Annotated in this window: 19 protein-coding genes and 1 tRNA gene; 6 read left to right on the top strand and 14 right to left on the bottom strand. The window is 68.3% G+C overall.

Annotated elements, in window-relative coordinates; genetic code table 11:
• From VB734_RS00660 to folD, 4 genes are all read right to left on the bottom strand, one after another.
• Window positions 1–708 (bottom strand): AAA family ATPase (locus tag VB734_RS00660; RefSeq protein WP_323242858.1); only part of this gene is annotated, 708 nt, incomplete at its 3' end.
• A complete protein-coding gene (locus VB734_RS00655; RefSeq protein ID WP_197164608.1) occupies window positions 684–1,199 on the bottom strand; it encodes a divergent PAP2 family protein in 516 nt (171 codons plus the stop codon). The genes VB734_RS00660 and VB734_RS00655, both read right to left, overlap by 25 nt.
• A complete protein-coding gene (crtE, locus tag VB734_RS00650) occupies window positions 1,196–2,098 on the bottom strand; it encodes a geranylgeranyl diphosphate synthase CrtE (RefSeq protein WP_322781510.1) in 903 nt (300 codons plus the stop codon). Before crtE ends, VB734_RS00655 begins: the two co-directional genes overlap by 4 nt.
• A gap of 52 nt (window positions 2,099–2,150) precedes the next feature.
• Window positions 2,151–3,053 carry a bifunctional methylenetetrahydrofolate dehydrogenase/methenyltetrahydrofolate cyclohydrolase FolD gene (folD, locus tag VB734_RS00645; RefSeq protein ID WP_322781511.1) on the bottom strand — a complete coding sequence of 301 codons (903 nt, stop codon included), beginning with the start codon at window positions 3,051–3,053 and terminating at the stop codon, window positions 2,151–2,153.
• Window positions 3,054–3,135: 82 nt separating this feature from the next.
• Here folD and VB734_RS00640 point away from each other — a divergent pair, with 82 nt between their 5' ends.
• A complete protein-coding gene (locus tag VB734_RS00640) occupies window positions 3,136–5,223 on the top strand; it encodes an HDIG domain-containing metalloprotein (RefSeq protein ID WP_323242857.1) in 2,088 nt (695 codons plus the stop codon).
• A gap of 11 nt (window positions 5,224–5,234) precedes the next feature.
• Here VB734_RS00640 and VB734_RS00635 read toward each other — a convergent pair whose 3' ends face one another.
• Window positions 5,235–5,456, bottom strand: a complete 222-nt coding sequence (locus tag VB734_RS00635) for a chlorophyll a/b-binding protein (RefSeq protein ID WP_322781513.1) — start codon at window positions 5,454–5,456, stop codon at window positions 5,235–5,237.
• A gap of 174 nt (window positions 5,457–5,630) precedes the next feature.
• Between VB734_RS00635 and VB734_RS00630 the strand changes: the two genes are divergently transcribed.
• Both VB734_RS00630 and VB734_RS00625 read left to right on the top strand, forming a co-directional pair.
• Window positions 5,631–6,776: a sirohydrochlorin chelatase gene (locus tag VB734_RS00630; RefSeq protein WP_197164618.1), complete on the top strand. Its 1,146-nt coding sequence runs from the start codon at window positions 5,631–5,633 to the stop codon at window positions 6,774–6,776.
• 316 nt (window positions 6,777–7,092) lie between these two features.
• Complete coding sequence (locus VB734_RS00625) at window positions 7,093–7,326, top strand: DUF2811 domain-containing protein (protein WP_197166935.1); 234 nt, start codon at window positions 7,093–7,095, stop codon at window positions 7,324–7,326.
• Between the two features lie 178 nt (window positions 7,327–7,504).
• Here the strand turns inward: VB734_RS00625 and VB734_RS00620 are convergent, their stop codons facing one another.
• The 6 genes from VB734_RS00620 to VB734_RS00595 all read right to left on the bottom strand — a co-directional run bounded on the left by VB734_RS00620 (window position 7,505) and on the right by VB734_RS00595 (window position 12,037).
• A complete protein-coding gene (locus VB734_RS00620; protein ID WP_322781514.1) occupies window positions 7,505–9,184 on the bottom strand; it encodes a GMC family oxidoreductase in 1,680 nt (559 codons plus the stop codon).
• Window positions 9,185–9,290: 106 nt separating this feature from the next.
• Window positions 9,291–9,367: transfer RNA gene (locus VB734_RS00615), tRNA-Met, on the bottom strand.
• Window positions 9,368–9,418: 51 nt separating this feature from the next.
• A complete protein-coding gene (locus VB734_RS00610; protein WP_197164622.1) occupies window positions 9,419–10,402 on the bottom strand; it encodes an asparaginase in 984 nt (327 codons plus the stop codon).
• A 31-nt stretch (window positions 10,403–10,433) separates the two neighbouring features.
• Window positions 10,434–10,937 (bottom strand): CGLD27 family protein, encoded by a 504-nt coding sequence (locus VB734_RS00605; protein WP_197164624.1) that lies wholly within the window; start codon window positions 10,935–10,937, stop codon window positions 10,434–10,436.
• A gap of 64 nt (window positions 10,938–11,001) precedes the next feature.
• Window positions 11,002–11,409 carry a ribosome silencing factor gene (gene rsfS, locus VB734_RS00600; protein WP_197164632.1) on the bottom strand — a complete coding sequence of 136 codons (408 nt, stop codon included), beginning with the start codon at window positions 11,407–11,409 and terminating at the stop codon, window positions 11,002–11,004.
• Window positions 11,402–12,037 carry a DUF3318 domain-containing protein gene (locus tag VB734_RS00595; RefSeq protein ID WP_197164634.1) on the bottom strand — a complete coding sequence of 212 codons (636 nt, stop codon included), beginning with the start codon at window positions 12,035–12,037 and terminating at the stop codon, window positions 11,402–11,404. The genes rsfS and VB734_RS00595 overlap by 8 nt, the downstream gene beginning before the upstream one ends.
• Before the next feature lie 117 nt (window positions 12,038–12,154).
• Here VB734_RS00595 and carB point away from each other — a divergent pair, with 117 nt between their 5' ends.
• Both carB and VB734_RS00585 read left to right on the top strand, forming a co-directional pair.
• Window positions 12,155–15,475: a carbamoyl-phosphate synthase large subunit gene (carB, locus tag VB734_RS00590; protein WP_322781515.1), complete on the top strand. Its 3,321-nt coding sequence runs from the start codon at window positions 12,155–12,157 to the stop codon at window positions 15,473–15,475.
• A gap of 28 nt (window positions 15,476–15,503) precedes the next feature.
• Window positions 15,504–16,229 carry a DUF3386 domain-containing protein gene (locus VB734_RS00585; protein WP_322781516.1) on the top strand — a complete coding sequence of 242 codons (726 nt, stop codon included), beginning with the start codon at window positions 15,504–15,506 and terminating at the stop codon, window positions 16,227–16,229.
• Window positions 16,230–16,238: 9 nt separating this feature from the next.
• Here VB734_RS00585 and VB734_RS00580 read toward each other — a convergent pair whose 3' ends face one another.
• The 3 genes from VB734_RS00580 to VB734_RS00570 are packed head-to-tail and all read right to left on the bottom strand — an operon-like array spanning window position 16,239 to window position 18,664.
• On the bottom strand, window positions 16,239–16,469 hold the full coding sequence (locus VB734_RS00580) for a DUF6447 family protein (protein WP_006170799.1): 231 nt from the start codon (window positions 16,467–16,469) through the stop codon (window positions 16,239–16,241).
• A gap of 27 nt (window positions 16,470–16,496) precedes the next feature.
• On the bottom strand, window positions 16,497–16,865 hold the full coding sequence (locus VB734_RS00575; protein WP_156776544.1) for a hypothetical protein: 369 nt from the start codon (window positions 16,863–16,865) through the stop codon (window positions 16,497–16,499).
• Window positions 16,866–16,924: 59 nt separating this feature from the next.
• Complete coding sequence (locus tag VB734_RS00570; RefSeq protein ID WP_197164646.1) at window positions 16,925–18,664, bottom strand: ABC transporter ATP-binding protein; 1,740 nt, start codon at window positions 18,662–18,664, stop codon at window positions 16,925–16,927.
• 38 nt (window positions 18,665–18,702) lie between these two features.
• Between VB734_RS00570 and VB734_RS00565 the strand changes: the two genes are divergently transcribed.
• On the top strand, window positions 18,703–18,888 hold the full coding sequence (locus VB734_RS00565) for an RNA-binding S4 domain-containing protein (RefSeq protein WP_197164648.1): 186 nt from the start codon (window positions 18,703–18,705) through the stop codon (window positions 18,886–18,888).
• The last annotated feature ends 26 nt before the right edge of the window (window positions 18,889–18,914 follow it).

The raw sequence follows: 18,914 nt of genomic DNA, 5'->3' as shown, positions 1-18,914 counted from the left end.
CTCCAGCACAGCCACAGTCCCCTGGGGCGTCCGGCGGTGGGGCCCCACCGGGGGCAGACGGCAGGGAAACTGCTCCTGGCGCAGGGCGGTGGCCAGGCGCAGCACGGGGCCCTGGTGGCGAACCACCTCAGTGAGATCGGCGCGGCAGGAGCGCTGCAGCGCGAACACCGGGCTGAGCGCTTCCCCCACCGGCGGCAGCTGGGCCGGATCGCCAACGAACACCAGCCGGGTGCCGTAGGGGTGGGCCCCCTGCAGGCTGAAGCGCAGCAGACTGGGATCCACCATCGAGGCCTCGTCGATCAGCACCAGCCCGAGGTGCTCCAGGGCCAGCGCGGTCTGATCGGTTTCTTCGCAGACCTCCCGCCCCGCCAAGCGGCGCAGCTTCAGGCGCAGAAGCCGATGCAGGGTGGAGGGGTGCCAGGTGGGGCGCAGACCCGCCAGCTCCAGAGCGCCCCGCAGAACTCCGACGGCCTTGTGGGTCGGGGCCACCGCGGTCCAGCAGAGCCCCCTGGCTTCGGCCGCGGCCAGGAAGACCATCGACAGGAACGTCTTGCCTGTGCCGGCATAGCCGCTGAGCACGAAGGGCTCATCCCTGACGGGTCGCGCCAGCCATGCCGTGAAGGTGTCCACCGCACGGCTCTGGGACGGGGTGAGCTCCGGGGGGCCGCCGGGCGCGCTGTCGCTCAGGCCAGAGGCAGCCAACCCCACCCCTGGGCAATCTGCAGCGGCGATCCAGCCAGGGCCAGCCCCGTCAGGGCGATCGCCGGGCCGATCAGACTGCCGGCCAGCACCTCCGAGCGGGTGTGGCCGAGGCTCTCCTTGAGCCGGTCAGGCGGCCCGGGGTTCCAGAGGGAGGCGGGCAGAGCGTTGAGGCGGGCAGCCTGGAGGCCCGCGGCCCGGCGCACCCCGCTGGCGTCGTACATGACGATGAAGGCGATGGTGCAGGCGAAAGCGAAGAGGGGATCGGCAAATCCCAGTTCCCAGCCGATGCCGGCGCAGGCCCCGGTGATCAGAGCCGAGTGGCTGGAGGGCATGCCCCCGGTTTCGAACAACACCGCAGGCCGCCAGCGGCCATGCTCTACCAGCTCCACCAGCAACTTGCCGAGCTGGGCCAGACCGCAGGCGATCAGAGCCCAGGCCAGCACACCGTTGTCGAGCAACTGAATCAGGGGACCATCCGAGAGGGGAGAACCGATCATCGATCCCGGCTCGTGATGTAGTCGGCCAGCGCCAGGAGAGGACGGGCGCTGGCCTCCCAGGGCTGGAGGGCGGCCTTGGCCTCGGCCACCAGGGCATCAGCCCGTTGCCTCGATTCCTGCAGACCCAGCAGCTTGGGATAGGTGGTCTTGTCGGCAGCGAGATCCTTGCCTGCGGTCTTGCCCAGCACCTCACTGCTGGCCGTCACATCCAGGATGTCGTCGATGATCTGAAAGGCCAGGCCGATGCCCCTGGAATAGGTGCGCAGGCCCTGGAGCAGGGGCTCGCTGGCTCCGGCGATCATGGCCCCGGTGAGCACGCAGGCCTGCAGCAGAGCACCGGTCTTGTGCAGATGGATGTACTCCAGGGTGGCGAGGTCCACGTCCTTGCCTTCCGACTCCAGATCGACCACCTGGCCACCCACCAGCCCGGGAGCTCCGGCAGCAAGGGACAGCTCCCCGACCACCTGGAGCAGGCGTTCCGCCGGCACGCCGGGGCTGCGCAGGGCCACCATCTCGAAGGCTCTGGTGAGCAGGGCATCCCCGGCCAGAATCGCCTGGGCATCGCCGAACACCTTGTGGTTGGTGGGACGTCCGCGGCGCAGGTCGTCATTGTCCATGGCGGGGAGATCGTCGTGGATCAACGACATGGTGTGGATCATCTCCAGCGCCACCGCCGTGGGCAGGGCCAGAGCCACCTCTCCGCCGGCCAGTTCACAGGCCGCCAGGCAGAGGATCGGGCGCAGGCGCTTTCCACCCGCCAGCAGCGAATAGCGCATCGCCTCGCGCAGGGACTCGGGCCGCTCGGGACCGAGTGAGGCCTCGAGGGCCTGCTCCACCTGAAGCCGGGCCGACTCCAGGTAGGCGGCGAAATCAAAGTCCGTGCTCACCGCCACGGCCATGGGTACCAGCGCGCTGGCGGGGATTCTCTCAGGCCATCGGCCCAGCGGTGGCTCAGGCCAGCAGATCCGCCAGGGGATGGTCCACACGACCCGGGCCTGGATCCCCCTCCTGCGTCCGCTTCCACCAGCTCACCACGGTGTTCACCAGCAGCATCGTGACTGTCATCGGCCCGACACCACCAGGCACCGGCGTGATGGCGCTGGCCAGCGGCTCCACCTCCTCGAACCGCACATCACCGCAGAGGCTCCCGTTCAGGCGGTGAATGCCCACATCCACCACCACCGCTCCAGGGCTCACATGCTCGGCGCCCACCAGGCGCGGCCGACCGGCAGCCACCACCAGGATCTCCGCCTGCCGGGTGAGGGCCGCCAGCTCACGGGTGCGGGAGTGGGCCACGCTCACCGTGGCATCGGCGGCCTGCAGCATCAGAGCCATCGGCTGGCCCACAAGGATGCTGCGGCCGACCACCACGGCCCGGCGGCCGGCGGGATCGATCCCATGGCGGGCCAGCAGAGCCATCACTCCGGCCGGTGTGCAGCTGCGCGGCCCCGGCTCGCCCTTGAGCAGCCGACCGAGGTTGAGGGTATGCAGCCCATCGGCGTCCTTGGCCGGATCAACCGCCGCCAGCAGCGGAGCTTCATCCAGCCCGGCCGGCAGGGGCAGTTGCAGGAGGATGCCATCCACCGCCGGGTCCCGGTTGAGTGCCGTGATCAGAGCCAGCAGCTCCTCCGGAGTGGAGTCGGCGCCCCGGTGCTCCACCAGGCTGTGGATGCCCACCCGGTCGCAGGCCCTGGCCTTGTTGGCCACGTAAACCCCACTGGCGGGATCATCCCCCACCCGAAGCACCGCCAGACCCGGAGGGCGGCCGGCCCGCTCCAACCGCTCGCTGATGACGGCGCGCAGGCGGGTCTCCAGCTCCGCCGCGAGCTGGCGGCCGTCGAGGCGAAGGGCCATCGGTTCATGGTTGCGGACAGCTCCAGCATGCAGCGGAGCGCGTGCAGGCGCCCTGGCTAGCGTTTGGCTTCAAGCAACGGTGATGGTGCTGCGACGGGGTCGCCTCAAGAACATCTGGCGTCGGCTGCTGCGGCAGGAAAGCCCATGCCAGGCCCTCTGCTCCTGGCGACGCCTCGACTGGGCCGCGATTCTTCTGGCCTGTGCGCTGGTGGCCATGATTTCCAGCTGGCCGTGGCTGGTGGAGCCGAGTCTGCGGCCGGGGATCGCCGCGCCGATCAGCGTCACCGCCCCTGAGGACGCCACCGTCATCAACAGCGAAGCCCTGGAGCAACGCCGTTCCCAGCTGGGGACCCGCACCCATGTGCAGGTCGTGGATCTGGAGGCCAACCAGATGCTGCAGGAGCGGCTGGAGCGTCAGCTGCAGGAACTGGACCAGGTGTCGCGCAGCAGCCAGACCAGGGTGGGACCGCTCAACCTCAGCCCCCAGGAGCGGGCCTGGCTGGTGGGCCGCGACCCCAAGGATCTGAACAACTGGAAGCTGGCGCTGCGCAAGGCCCAGCAGCGCATGCTCAGCCAGGGGATCGTGGGCAACCTCGCCAAGCGCCAGCTGGAGCTGGCGGCCCGGCTCCAGCTCTCGCCGATGGAGGAGCCGGGACTGAGCCTGGGGAGCCGCCTGCTGGCCACGAACCTGCAGGGGCGGACCAACCTGCGCACCGACCCGCTGATGAGCCAGCAGCTGATCGAGGAGCTGCTCAATCAGCAGGGCATCCCCCGAATCGTGGTCAAGAAAGGTGATCTGATCGCACGCCAGGGGGAACCGATCAGCCCCCAGGCCTACGACGTGCTCGATTATTTCGGCCTGGTGAACCGCCGGCCGCTGCTGTGGACCTGGTTGGGGTACTTCAGCGAAGCCCTGGTCGGCTGCGTGGTGATGGTCCTGATCCTGCGCCGCTGGCGCTGCAGCCTCGAGCCCCGTCATGCCCTCCTGGCACTGGCGATGCTGGCGGTGGTGCAGGGCTTCAAACTCTGGCTGGGCAACGCCGCCAGCCCCCTGGCGCTGCTGGTACCCCCAACGCTGCTGCTGGCCCAGGCCCTGGGAACGCCGGCCGGCCTGGGCTGGCTGGCGGTGGCCAGCCTGCTCTGGCCCCAGCCTCTGGATGACTTCAGCGGAGTACGCCTGCTCGTGGCGGCCCTGGTGGCCGTGGCGGCGGCTGTGCTGGCCGGACGTCAGCGCAGCCGGGCTCAGCTGGTGCAGCTGGCGATCCTGCTGCCGGTCGGAGCACTGGCGCTCCAGTGGCTCGTGCTGCAGAGCGTGGCCCTCTGGCATGGACGCACCCGGGTGCCCCCGAGCGGCACCGAACTGGCCGCCGAGGCCCTGCTCATGGGGGGCCTGCTGATGGGGGGCCTGCTTCTCGGCCCGCTGGTGGAGAGCTTCTTCGGGCTGCTGACGCGTGCCCGCCTGCTGGAGATGGCCGATCTGGAGCGGCCGCTGCTGCGGCGGTTGTCCACGGAGGCCCCTGGCACCTTCGAGCACACCCTGATGATCTGCGGACTCGCTGAGGAGGGAGCCCGGGCGATCGGCGCCGACGTGGACCTGATCCGCACGGGATCGCTCTACCACGATGTGGGCAAACTGCATGCGCCCCAGTGGTTCATCGAGAACCAGTCCGAGGGGCCCAACCCCCACGACGAGCTCAACGATCCGTTCGGCAGCGCCAGGGTCCTCCAGGCCCATGTGGATGAAGGGCTCAAGCTGGCCCGGAAGTACCGGCTGCCCCGCCCCCTGGAGGACTTCATTCCCGAGCACCAGGGCACCCTGCGGATGGGCTACTTCTTTCATCAGGCGCGTGAACTCGATCCCTCCACACCCGAAGCCGCCTTTCGCTACCGGGGCCCCACCCCCCAGAGCCGGGAAACGGGGATCCTCATGCTTGCCGATGGCTGCGAAGCGGCCCTGCGCTCCCTGCCGCCAGGCACCTCGGAGCAGGAGGCCGCGGCCATGGTCCGACGCCTGATCGACGCCAGGCGACTCGACGGACAGCTGCGCGACAGCGGCATCAGCCTGGGCGAACTGGAACTGGTGATCCGCGCCTTCGTGAAGGTGTGGCGGCGCATGCGCCATCGGCGCATTCCCTACCCGATTCCCCCACGCAAGGCCTACAGCGCCTGAGGCTGTTCAGTTCAGCCCTGGGAGAGCAGGGTGCCCAGGCCGATCTGATGCAGGATCCCCTGGCCTGTGAGAGCTTCGGTGAGCACACCGATCACGAAGCCGAGCATGGCGGCACGGCCATTGATGAGCTCGACGCGGCGGAGCTGTTCTTCGTGGATCTGGGCCGCGGCGGCACTCTCGTACCAGGTCTGGCCAGGAGCGGAACCGGAACGGGCAGGGGAGGTGGTGGTCATGGAGCGCGACGCGAACCTGAATTAATGCAACAGTACCTTACGAAGCATTGACAGATCTGCTGTCGAGCCTTACTGGTCAGAGACCGCCTTGGGGTTGTCCCCCTGCCCATCCCTCCGAAGCGCCCGGTGCGCGCCAGGGGGGGAGCGATAGGGTCCCCCAAGGCAGGATGGCCCATGGTTTCTTCTCCAGCACAACCCCTGACGGCCCTCGGCCCCCACGGCAAGCTCGGCGTGATGGTCTGCGGTCATGGCAGTCGCAACCGCCTGGCCGTTGGCGAGTTCGCTCAGCTGGCGGAGGGGCTGCGCGCCCGTCTGCCGGGCGTGCCCGTCGACTACGGCTACCTCGAATTCGCCCGCCCGATCCTGCGGGATGGCCTGGACAATCTGCGCTCCCAGGGGGTGGAGCACGTGCTGGCGGTACCGGGAATGCTGTTCGCGGCCGGCCATGCCAAGAACGACATCCCCTCGGTTCTCAACACCTATGCGGCAGAAACCGGTCTGCGCATCGACTACGGCCGGGAACTGGGGATCGACCGCAAGATGATCCAGGCTGCCGCCGCCCGGATCAGCGCCTGCCTGGAGCAGGCCGGCACCTCCGTTCCGCTGCACGACACCCTGCTGGTGGTGGTGGGACGAGGTTCGTCTGATCCCGATGCCAATTCCAACGTCAGCAAGGTGACGCGGATGCTGGTGGAGGGCATGGGCTTCGGCTGGGGGGAGACCCTGTATTCCGGGGTCACCTTCCCACTGGTGGAGCCTGGCCTGCGCCATGCGCTCAAGCTGGGCTTCCGCCGCATCGTCGTCTTCCCCTATTTCCTCTTCTCGGGCGTGCTGGTGAGCAGGATCCAGCAGCACAGCCAGCGGGTGGCGGCGGATCATCCCGAGATCGAGTTCCTCTCGGCCAGCTACCTGGGGGACCACCCCCTGGTGCTTGACACCTTCCGCGAACGGGTCGAGGAGGTGATCCGGGGGGACACGCAGATGAACTGTTCCCTGTGCAAATACAGGGACCAGGTGCTGGGCTTCGAGAGCGAGGTGGGGTCTCCCCAGCGCAGCCACCACCACCACGTGGAAGGCCTGGTGGAGAGCTGCACACTCTGCGAGCGCGAATGCACCGGCGCCTGCCAGCCGGACGGGGTGCCGATCCCCATGGGCCACAGCCACGGCCACGGCGACCACAGCCACAGCCATGGTCCCGGCCACGCGCACACCCACGCGCCCTATCCCCAGGCGGACCATCCCCTCGGTCCGCGCAGCCTCGGCCCGGCCGGCTCACCTGTCTCGATCCCAGCCGAGTCGCAGGAGACACGGTTGGCATAAGCCCTGCTCATGCATCAGCGATTTCCCCAGGTTGATGGGGTTTTCCCCAGGTCGGAAGGGGTTTTTCCACAGGTTATGGGGCCTAACCGTCCGCCACGGCGTTGGGCCTGGGGATTCCGCCCTTCCCCAGGCCCGGAACTTGACAGCCCGCCGCCATCCCTTTGCACACCCTGTCCGGGTCCTCGCCAAGGGGTGCAAGACCGCTCAAGGGCTGGCTGTCTCAGCCTTGGGCCGGGTGAATCCGACGCCGCACGGCCGCTTTGACGCCACACCCCTCTCCGTGGCTTTCTGGGTCCATCCAAGTGGATCCATGCCCATGCATCACGATGGCCAAGAGACCCGGGGCAGCGCTGACATCAGCCTGGAAGCAGAGATCCCCGAAGACCTCTTCAACGGCATGCACGAGTTCATGCTCAGCCACCCCCACTGGGATCAGTACCGCCTGATCACCTCCGCCCTGGCCGGCTTCCTGTTCCAGAACGGTTGCAGCGACCGCTGCGTGACCCAGCACTACCTCGATGGTCTGTTCATGAAGGCCGGCTCCAGTTGAGGGTCGGCAGAGCGGCGCGAGACAACGGCCAGAAAACGCCAAAAAAAAAGCGGAAGCTGCCGCTCCCGCCGTTTCTCCCTTGCCCGACCCGTTGAAAGGTCGCCCGCAGATTGTGCGGCCTGCGATCCAGCCAGGTTGTGGTCATTGACACCAGTTGCCCACGCTGGTGTGCAGCCGCTCACATCCCCGAGCGGCCCAGATCGGCCGCCGCCCGCTCGCAGGCCCGCCAGGTGATCGCCATTTCGGTCAGGGTCGGGCTCTGCCAGCCGGCACTGGGCCAGCAGGACCCATCAGTCACGAGCAGGTTCGGGGCCTGCCAGTGGCGGTTCCAGGAATCGAGCACCCCGTTCTCCGGGATTGCGGCCATGCGGGCGCCGCCCAGCTCATGGATGTAGTAGCCGGGAGGGGCCGCCGTGGGGGCAAGGGCCACACCACGGCGGACCAGGGGTTCAGCCAGGGGGAACAGGAACAGGTCCTGGAGGGGGTGGATCTCCCCGCCGCCGGCCGCCACCACCTCCTGCATCCGCTGCTGCATGTGGGTGACCATCCGGTGTTCGTTCTCCCCCCAGTGGCAGTCGATGTGGGCGGCCGGCAGCCCCCAGGCATCTCTGACGGAGGAACTGAGCGTGAGCCGGTTCGCAGACCGGGGCAGCACCTCGCCGTGGCCGATCAGAAACCCCACCGCCTCGTGGGGATGGCGCTTGAACGGTGCGGGTGGATCGAAACGCTGCACTCCCACCCAGAGGCCGTAGCCACGCAGAAAGGGGAGATCACCGGGGCCCTCGAGGTTCACCGTGTTGGGGATGAAGGCACTGCCAGCCCCGGAGAGCTCAGCCGCCTCAGCCGGTGGCGGCTGATCGGGCAGCGCGAAGAAGCGGCTGCTGGAGATGTGATCCATCAGGTACCGCCCCAGGCAGCCCGAGTCATCGGGCAGGCCCCGGCTCTGGTGCGACTCGCCGGAGTGAAGCAGGATCCTCACGCTCTCGAGGGTGGAGGCACAGAGCACCACCAGCCGGCCCCGGGCACGGTGGCGAACGCCTCCGAGGCGATCGACAAAGACGACTCCCTCGGCGAGGCCGTCACCGCCGATCTCCACATGGCTCACCACCGCATCGCTGCGCAGGCACACCCGGCCACTGGCAAGGGCACGGGCCAGGGCACCGCCCTGGGAGCAGGAGCGGGGCCAGGGACTGCTGGCCGAGCGCCGCTGCAGCCGGAAGCCTCGCGAGTGAATCAGGGGCAGGCCCAGCTCGCGGGCGATCGCCCCGCCCAGGTGCTCCTCCGCGGGAGTGAATGGCAGGGGAGGCAGGTACTGGCCGTCGGGGAGCTGGGACAGACCGTCGCACTGGCCGTGCACCCCGAGCATCCGCTCGAGCCTGTCGTAGTAGGGGGCGAGATCCTCCCCCGCGATCGGCCAGGGCAGGCCATGGCCATCCCGCTCGGCCGCCTTGAACTCATGGTCGGAGAGGCGCAGGGTGATGCCGCCCCAGGTGAGGCTCTTGCCCCCCACCTGCCGTCCCCGGCTCCACAGGAATGGCCGCTTCTCGGGAGTGGTGTAGGGGTTCCTGATCTCATCGACGTAGAGATCGGGGTTGGCCTTCCAGTAGCCCGGGTGCTGGCTCTGCAGCTTCTGGCGGCCGCTGCTGAGGTTGGCCAGCCGGCGCAGGCTGTTGACTGGCTCCCGGCCGAAGGCCCTCGCGGGGCTCAGATCGGGGCCCGCCTCCAGCACCAGCACGCGCAGGCCCGCCTCCGCCAGCACCATCGCGGCCACTCCACCTGTGGCACCCGAACCCACAACCACCGCGTCGTAGGTGAGGACTGGATCGAAGCGGGGAGATGCGGCAAGGCCAGACGACATCCGAGGGCTTCCCAGCCGGCAGCACAGGCCGAAGCTAGGGCAGGGCTGGAAGGGGGGAGCGCCATCAAAAAGCCCGGGCATCTGGAGATGACCGGGCTTCGTGATGTGGTGGCGGGGAGGAGATTTGAACTCCTGACCTTCGGGTTATGAGCCCGACGAGCTACCAGACTGCTCTACCCCGCGGCGCCTGTTGGAGACTACCAGCCCAAGGTGCCCGTCAGCAAACCGCAGACCTCAGGTGGTCGCGGCATCGAAGCGCAACTCGCCACTCACCGCCAGCTCGAGCCCCTCTCCAGGCACCAGGAACTGGCGCTTGAGGTCCTCAAGGGTGATCGGGGTGAGCCAGTCGAGCTGCTCGAGCAGGTGCAGAGCCACCGCGTGCTTGGCCCGGCTGGCTCCGTCCTCCACCTTGATCGCCAGTCCCAGACCCTCGCCGACGCGGCTGAGGCACTGGATGCCCTCGGCACCACCCTTGCTGATCACCATGCCGTGACCCCGGGCCATCAGCTCGGTGTCGAAGCGCCCTTCACCGGCCACCAGCTCCGGGTGGGCGAGCATCGCCCGGCTGAGCCGCTCCAGATCCGCGTGCTCGGAGGAGCCGAGGTGGGCGAAGAGCAGAGCCATCTGGGCCAGCGGCAGCTGCAGGGTGGGGGCACCGCAGTCGTCGCGGGCGGTGACCAGCTCAGCCCCCGGCAGCCCCAGCAGTTCCCCGACCCTGCGCAGCATCTGCTGCTGCAGCGGATGGTCCACATGCAGATAGCTCTCCAGGGGCCAGTGCAGACGCCGGCAGGTGGTGAGAAAGGCCGCGTGCTTGCCGGAGCAGTTGTGCTGAAGCGGACTGTCGGCTCCTGCCGGGGTGGGGCATTGCAGCTGTTCAGCTTCGATGTCGGCGCTCCAGAGCAGCTTGAAGGCCTCGCGGGCGTGGGCGGCGGTGCCGGCATGGGAGGCGCAGGCGATGGCCAGTCCGCGGTCGCCGCTGCCGGTCTGATCGGCGGCGCCGCTGCTCACAAAAACCATGGCCTGGAAAGGCTTCAGCGCCGAGCGTATGAAGCTGAGCCGCTGGGGGTCGCCGGCGCGCATCAGCACCCGGCCGCGCTTGTCGCAGACCGCCGCATGGACGCGATGGAGCGACTCCGCGATGCCGTTGCGCAGCAGACGCACCTCCAGGGGAGGCACCCCGGGGCGCTGAGGGCTGCCGAAGCTGGAGGACAGGGTCATCGGGGAGGGAAAGAGACCGCGGGTGGAACGCTCAGAGAGCCTGGCAGAGGCCGGCACCCCCCAGCAGCAGCAGCAGGGCGAGGCTGAGGGCCTGGCGCAGCCGGACCAGCACCGGCCTCACCTGATGGCGGGCCACCAGCAGATCCTGCTGACGCCAGGCCAGGGGCTTCTCCCACACCTGGCCGTCGTACCAGCCCGATTCCTCGTACTCCACCCGCTCGGAGATCAGGCGACGGTTGACGTAGGACCAGCCCAGCCACTGCCGGGTCAGCAACAGCAGGGACGGCAGCACCGCCGCCACCGCCGCCGTGGCGGCCAGCTGCAGGGGATCGTGACGCAGGGGCCAGCTGCCGGAGCTGATCAGGACGGTGAGCGGAAGAGCCAGACACCAGCTGATCAGCAGAGGCCGCCACAGGCCGGCGTTGGTGAGCGCAGGCCAGGCGAAGAACCAGGAGCTGCAGAGCTGGCGGTATTCCTCGAGAGGGCGCTGCTCCGGCGGCACCGGGCAGGGACTCTCCGAGCAGGCCTGATCCATGGCAGTCAGAGGAAAGTCACCGGGAGGTCGCTGAGCTGGTGGCGAGCAGTCCCCGAGGGACGACTCATTGGGGCAGGGCTGGTTGTGAGCTTAGGAATGGCTCATGGTCACCGTGCCCCCAGAAGGATTCCAGGTCGTAATAGCGACGCTCAGCCGGGGTGAGCACATGCACGATCAGTTCGCCGTAATCGAGCAGAACCCAGCGTCCTTCGCTCTGGCCCTCCGTGCGCAGGGGGAGCCGGCCGGCCTCGCTTTCAAGCCGATCCTCCACGGACCGGGCGATGGCCCGCACCTGCACATCGGAGAGGCCGGAGCAGATCACGAACCAGTCGGCCAGGGACGAGACCTCCTCCACCCGGATGAGGCGAATGTCGACGGCCTTACGGTCGTCACAGGCCTCGGCGGCGAGCAGGGCCAGTGCGCGGCTGTCACCGGAGGACACCAGGGCTGGGCTGGGGGCTGACTCAGCCATAGACGTTCTCACTGGTCACAGACTGACGGCTTCCCTGTTGCTGGGCCATTTCAGCTCTGGCTCGGCCCGCACTCTTGCGCAGCGCCTCGAGGCGGTCCTCGTAGAAGGAGCGACGACGCTTCTTGCGGGTCTGCTCCAGCAGTTCCTTGAGGGCGCCACCCAGGCTCTTGTAGGCGTTGGGGAGGCTGTAGCCGAAACGGCAGGCCAGGGAGATGGCCCGCTCATCGGCGGCGATGGCGTCCTGCAGACGCTTCTCGTTGTTGTTCTTGAGGTAGAGGCGATAGCCGGCGAAGCCGGAGAGACCCAGGGCCATCATCAGCAGCAGCCCGTCCTGCACCCAGAGCTCGCCGATGGCGCCACCGAGGCCGATGGCCAGGGCTGCCATCTCCCAGCCGTCGCGGGGAACGGCATCGTTCTGGATCCGCCCCACCTCATGCCAGAAGAGCAGGTTGCGGTGGTCGAGAGCGAAGGGCTCCCACTTGAGCAGGTCCACCTGGATCTCCACCTCATCGCGGCCGATCTCCTCGATCGTGATCAGGGGGGGATCGGCGGAGGCAGCCGCTTCCACAAACACCCAGCTCTGCATCTCCGGAGGGAGGAGCCCCTTCAGGCGCTGGAGTTCGCTCATGGAGCCACATTCGCTGATCACAAGATCCTCACGTTAGCGAGGACACAGCGCTTCACCGTCCGGGTCGGTGGTGGGGCCGTGAGAGGCTGGCGAGGTTTGGCAGTTCAAGCGCCGCCCATGCCCCGCCGGTCGGATCTGCATCGCATCCTTCTGCTGGGCTCGGGACCGATCGTGATCGGCCAGGCCTGCGAATTCGACTATTCGGGAACCCAGGCCTGCAAGGCCCTCCGCGACGAGGGATACGAGGTGGTGCTGGTGAATTCCAACCCGGCCTCGATCATGACCGATCCGGACATGGCGGATCGCACCTACATCGAGCCTCTCACCCCCGACGTGGTGAGACAGGTGATCGAACTGGAGCGCCCCGATGCCCTGCTGCCCACCATGGGCGGCCAGACGGCCCTCAACCTGGCGGTGGCCCTGGCGGAGGACGGCACCCTCGAGCGCTTCGGTGTGGAGCTGATCGGAGCCAATCTCCAGGCGATCCGGAAGGCCGAGGACCGGCGCCTGTTCAAGGAGGCCATGGAGCGGATCGGGGTGGCCGTGTGCCCGTCCGGCATCGCCTCCTCGCTGGAGGAAGCCGAACGCGTGGGTGAAGAGATCGGCACCTACCCCCGCATCATCCGGCCGGCCTTCACCCTGGGAGGTTCCGGCGGCGGCATCGCCTACAACCCCGAGGAATTCCAGGCCTTCTGCAAGAGCGGCCTGGAGGCCAGCCCGGTCAGCCAGATCCTGATCGAGCAGTCGCTGATCGGCTGGAAGGAATTCGAGCTGGAGGTGATGCGTGATCTCGCCGACAACGTGGTGATCATCTGCAGCATCGAGAACCTCGACCCGATGGGGGTGCACACGGGCGACTCGATCACCGTGGCGCCAGCCCAGACTCTCACCGACCGGGAGTACCAGCGCCTGCGGGACCAGTCGATCGCGATCATCCGCGAGATCGGCGTGGAGACCGGCGGCAGCAACATCCAGTTCGCGATCAACCCCGCCAACGGCGACGTGGTGGTGATCGAGATGAACCCGAGGGTGAGCCGATCGTCGGCGCTGGCGTCCAAGGCCACCGGCTTCCCGATCGCCAAGATCGCGGCACGCCTGGCCGTGGGCTACACCCTCGACGAGATTCTCAACGACATCACCGGCAAGACGCCCGCCTGCTTCGAGCCCACGATCGACTACGTGGTGACCAAGATCCCCCGCTTCGCCTTCGAGAAGTTCCAGGGTTCACCGGCGGTGCTCACCACGTCGATGAAATCGGTGGGCGAGGCGATGGCGATCGGCCGTTGCTTCGAGGAGTCGTTCCAGAAGGCCCTGCGCTCGCTGGAAACAGGCCATGCCGGCTGGGGCTGTGACCGCCCCGACAAGCCCCTGGAGCCCACCGACCTCGAGCGGATGCTGCGCACCCCCTCACCCGATCGGATCTTCGCGGTGCGCGCCGCCATGGTGGCGGGCCGCAGCGACGAGGAGATCCACCAGCTCAGCGCCATCGATCCGTGGTTCCTCGCCAAGCTCCGGCAGCTGATCGAGGCCGAGGAGCGGCTGCTGCGGGGACGGACTCTCGAGCAACTCTCGGCGGCGGATCTGCTGGAGCTGAAGCAACTCGGCTTCTCCGACCGTCAGATCGCCTGGGCCAGCGGTGGCGACGAACTGAGTGTCCGCCGCTACCGCCAGGCTCTCGGGGTGAGCGCGGTGTTCAAGACGGTGGACACCTGCGCAGCGGAATTCGCGTCCACCACCCCTTACCACTACGCCACCTACGAACGGCCCCTGGAGCGCCTCGACGAGGCAGGCCAGGCGATCCGCCTGGCTCCGGAGGATGAGGTGCGCCCGGAAACCCGCCGCAAGGTGATGATCCTCGGCGGCGGGCCCAACCGCATCGGTCAGGGCATCGAGTTCGACTACTGCTGCTGCCACGCGTCGTTCGCCCTGCGGGCCGACGGCTTCGCCACGGTGATGGTGAACAGCAACCCGGAAACGGTGTCGACGGATTACGACACCAGTGACCGGCTCTATTTCGAGCCTCTCACCCTCGAAGACGTGCTCAACGTGATCGAGGCGGAGAAACCCGAGGGGGTGATCGTGCAGTTCGGCGGCCAGACTCCACTCAAGCTCGCCCTGCCCCTGCTGCGCTGGCTGGCCACGCCGGACGGTGCCGCCACCGGCACCCGCCTCTGGGGCACGTCCCCGGAATCGATCGATCAGGCCGAGGACCGGGAGCAGTTCGAAGCGATCCTGCGCCGCCTCGACATCCGTCAGCCCCGCAACGGCCTGGCCCGCAGCGAGGCGGAGGCCCGCGCCGTGGCCGAGCGGGTGGGCTATCCGGTGGTGGTGCGGCCCAGCTATGTGCTCGGTGGTCGTGCCATGGAGGTGGTCTTCGACGAGGAGGAACTCAACCGCTACATGGTGGAGGCCGTGCAGGTGGAACCCGATCACCCGGTGCTGGTCGACCAGTACCTGGAGAACGCCATCGAGGTGGACGTCGATGCCCTGGCCGATCGTCAGGGCCAGGTGGTGATCGGCGGCCTGATGGAGCACATCGAACCGGCCGGCATCCATTCCGGCGATTCGGCCTGCACCCTGCCGGCGGTGTCGCTCTCCGAGCAGGCGCTGGCCACGATCCGCCAGTGGACCCGGGACCTGGCCCTGGCCCTGGAGGTGACCGGCCTCATCAACCTCCAGTTCGCCGTCCAGCCAGACCCCATCGCGGGGGATCGGGTGTTCATCATCGAGGCCAACCCGCGCGCCTCCCGCACGGTGCCCTTCGTGGCCAAGGCCACCGGCGTGCCCCTGGCCAAGCTGGCCAGCCTGCTGATGGCCGGCCACACCCTCGGCGAACTGGGCCTCACCAGCGAGCCGGTCCCGCCACTGCAGAACGTCAAGGAGGCGGTGCTGCCCTTCAAGCGCTTCCCCGGAGCCGACACCCTGCTCGGCCCGGAGATGCGATCCACCGGCGAAGTGATGGGCAGCGGGGCCAGCTTCGGCATGGCCTACGCCAAGGCCGAGATCGCGGCTGGTGAAGCCCTGCCCGGCACGGGCACGGTGTTCCTCTCCACCCACGACCGCGACAAGCCCTCCCTGGTACCGGTGGCCCGGCGGCTCTCGGAGCTGGGCCTGGACCTGATCGCCACCAGCGGCACCGCCAGGGTGCTCCAGGAGGCGGGCCTGGAGGTGGAGTCGATCCTGAAGGTGCATGAAGGCCGGCCCAACATCGAGGACGCGATCCGATCCGGCCGGATCCAGCTGATCGTGAACACTCCCATCGGCCGTCAGGCCACCCACGACGACAAGTACCTGCGCCGGGCCGCCCTCGACTACGCCGTGCCCACGGTGACCACCCTGGCCGGAGCGCGGGCGGCCGTGGAGGCGATCGCCACACTGCAGCATCAGGAGCTCACTGTGACGGCCCTTCAGGACATCCACCCGGTTCCGGCTCGTTAGGGTTGATGCCCCTCGGGCCTCCCGTCCCTTGACCAGCACTGCCATCCCGACCAGCGCCGGAGCCACCGGCGCCGTTGAGGCCGCCGTCGCCCCCGGCAGCGACATCCGCGAGCTGTTCCGCGCGGCCTACGAGAACCGCTACACCTGGGATCCGGGCTTTGCCGGGTACCGCGGCCGCTGCGTCTGGGAACAGGACGGACGACGGGTGGAGGGCACCTTCACGGTGGGCGCCGACCTCAAGGCCAGCGTGGAGGGCATCGAGGACGAGGCGATCAGCAAAGCCATCGGTTCCCAGCTCTGGGAGGTGTGCATCCACAGGGTGCGCCGCAGCTTCGAGCAGACCCACGGCGCCAACACCTTCACCGCCGGCGACACCGACGCCGTGGGACTCGAGGTGATCGTGGGCGGAAAGAACGCCGGCGACCGCTACCGCATCAAGGATTCGGTGGTCACGATGGTGCACCGGCAGATCCACGGCACCGTGGTCACGATCTTCACCGGCAGCACCACCGACACCGGAGCGGGCTACCTCAGCCGCACCTACACCAGCCAGTACAGCGATCCGGCCAGCGGCGAGGCCCGTAGCGGCATGAGCTCCTTCACCGACACCTTCGTGCCCCTGTCCGGTGAGGGCCCCTGGGTGCTGAGTGAGCGGGTGATCAGCAGCGAAGACCCTGAAGCACCGGAAACCCCGAACCTGCAGACCTTCCGCTTCGAATCCCTCGAGGCCCTGGAGCCCCCCATGGCCGGGTGAAGCACAGGTTCAGACCCCGTCCGGCAGGGCGGGGATCGACTTGAGCCGTTCGTTCAGCTGAAAGGCCATCGACTGGCGCCCGACGGCCAGCACCTTGAGGGTGTCCTCATAGAGCCGCAGCTGGGCGTCGGCCACCTGCATACCCCGCACGAGTTCCTTGACGTCGTCGGGGAGAGCATTGAGTTCGTAGCGCTTGCCCTCGAAGGTGAGAACGGGGGGTTGGTTGGGAGAGGCCGTCAAGGTCACCACTGTGTCGTCGGGGGCAGGTTAAGCCGCTCCCGGCGGGCTCTCGGCGCCTGGAGCGGCCAGGGATGTGCCGGCCGGCGGCAGCTTGGCCGGGGCCGGGCGGCGGATCCGTTTGAAGAAGAACATCAGCAGCGGGCCCACCTGGGCCGCCTCGACCATTTCCCAGCCCTCCTTGCCGAGCAGGTTCATGAAGAACTGCAGCTGCTCCGCCGGGTGACGAGGGGTCTGGGAGGCGCCGTAGAACTCGGGAAACTCCCGGGCGATGAATTCCGGACTGAGAATCCCCTGCAGCTTCTGACTGGCGGCCTGGGGATCGGGCGGTTGGGGTGGGGAGGTGTTCTCCACATTGATGTGGATGACCCGGTACTCCCACTGAGGCATTTCAGCCATGGTCGCTCGTGCGTGGAACTGAACGGCGGAACCTGGGGTGTGGCATCAACGCGGACGGCTCAGGCCGCCACCCGGATCAACTGACGGTCGCACAGCTCGCGGTAGCGGCCGGGTCTTGCCATCAGCTGATCATGGCTGCCGCGCTCGATGATGCCTCCTCCCTCCAGCACCAGGATCTGGTCGGCCCCCTGCACAGTGGAGAGGCGGTGGGCGATCACCAGGACGGTGCGGCCGGCCATCGCCTGCTTCAGGCCCCGCTGCACCGCCTCCTCCGCCTCCGCATCGAGTGCGCTGGTGGCCTCATCCAGCAGCAGCACCGCGGGATCACCGAGCACCGCCCTGGCGATGGCGATGCGCTGGAGCTGGCCACCGGAGAAATTGCTGCCCCGCTCCTCGATGCGGGAGTGATAGCCCTCGGGGAGGGCTTCGATGAAGCCGGCCGCATTGGCCAGACGCGCCGCCTGATGCACCTGCTCGTCGCTGGCGGGACGACCGAAGCGGATCGCCTCGGCCACGCTGCCCGAGAACACACGGCTCTGCTGGGGCACCAGGGCCACAGCCCGGCGCAGGTCGGCGGCCCGCAGGCCCGCGAGGTCCTGACCATCGAGCAGCACCCGCCCTCTCTGGGCGGTGTTGAAGCGCAACAGCAACGAAAACAGGGTGCTCTTGCCCGCACCCGAAGGGCCCACCAGGGCCACCAGCTGTCCGGGCTCCGCGCTCAGATCGAGATCCCTCAGCACCGGCTGTTCCGGTTCGTAGCCAAACCAGACATGCTCCAGGCGCAGGGCTCCACGCACCGGCCCGAGGGGCTGCGCCCCGGGGCTGTCGGGGATCTCCATCGGCTCACGCTCGATCTCGCGCAGGCGGTTGAGGGACGCCTGCCCCTGCTGGAACTCGTTGTAGTTGGTGGTCAGGTGTGAGATCGGATCGATCAGCATCAGCAGGGCAGCCACATAGGAGCTGAACCCCTGGCTGTCGAGTCCTCCGGCCTGGATGCGTGCCGCCCCGATCAGCAGCACGGAGAGGATGCCGGCCGCTTCGATGAAGCCCACCACCGGATGTTGCAGGGCCAGCAGACGCAGGGTGCGGTACCGGGCGCGCCGGTGCAGATCGATTTCCTGCTCGAAGCGGTCCTGCAGCCAGGCTTCCGCCGCGAAGGCCCGCACCAGGGGCAGTCCACCGATGGCTTCGGCCAGCAGCCCCGCCAGGTCGCTCACCTGCTTCTGGCTGCGCTCCGCCGCCCCCATCACCCGGGCGCCGAAACCGCTGACCATCACCGCCACCAAGGGGGCCAGCAGAAGGGTGGCCAGCGACAGCTTCCAGTCCAGGAACACCATGTAGCCGAACACCACCACCAGCTGCAGCAGGCTTGGGGTGGTGTCCTGAATCGTTTTGTAGATCACTTCGCCGACGCGGTCGGCGTCTTCGGTGAGGCGATAGGTGAGATCACCGGCCGAAAGTTTCTCCAGGGCCGAGAACTCCAGCCGCTGGAGACGCGCGAACAACTGACTGCGCAGCGCCTGACTCACCTGCAGCGCCGGGGAGGCCAGCAGGGTGTCCTGGCCGAACTGGGCCAGCTTCTGCACCAGGAACACCGCCAGAGCCAGGGAGATCGCCCGCAGCACCCGGGGGAAATCGCCCGCGCCGATAGCCGGGATCAGCTGGCCTGCCAGAGCGGCGAGCAGTGGCCAGCAGGCCACGAACACAAGCATGCACAGGCCACCGGCCACCAGCCTGCGGCGGTGGGGCTTCAGCAGCGGCAGCAGCCCGCGAAAGCCGGCCGGTGGGGGTGCGAGCATCGGCGAACCTTATCAGTGCCGATTCGGCTCTCCGTCTCTTGCGGCTTGATCAGTTCCTCAAGTTCCAGGGCCTGGTGGCCACCGGCGGTGAAGCCAAGGTGCGTGTGCAGGCTGGAGAGGTCAGGGTCAACGGGTCTGTGGAACGTCGCCGCGGCCGCCAGCTCCTGCCGGGCGACACGGTGGAACTCGAGCGACTGAGACTGGTGGTCCCCTCCGAGACCTAGGTTGTGGGGCAGTTCTGGGCGAGGAC

Source organism: Synechococcus sp. BA-124 BA4 (assembly GCF_034931165.1).
Note: the sequence above shows the minus strand (reverse complement) of the source record. Positions and strands in the feature narration are given on the sequence as shown.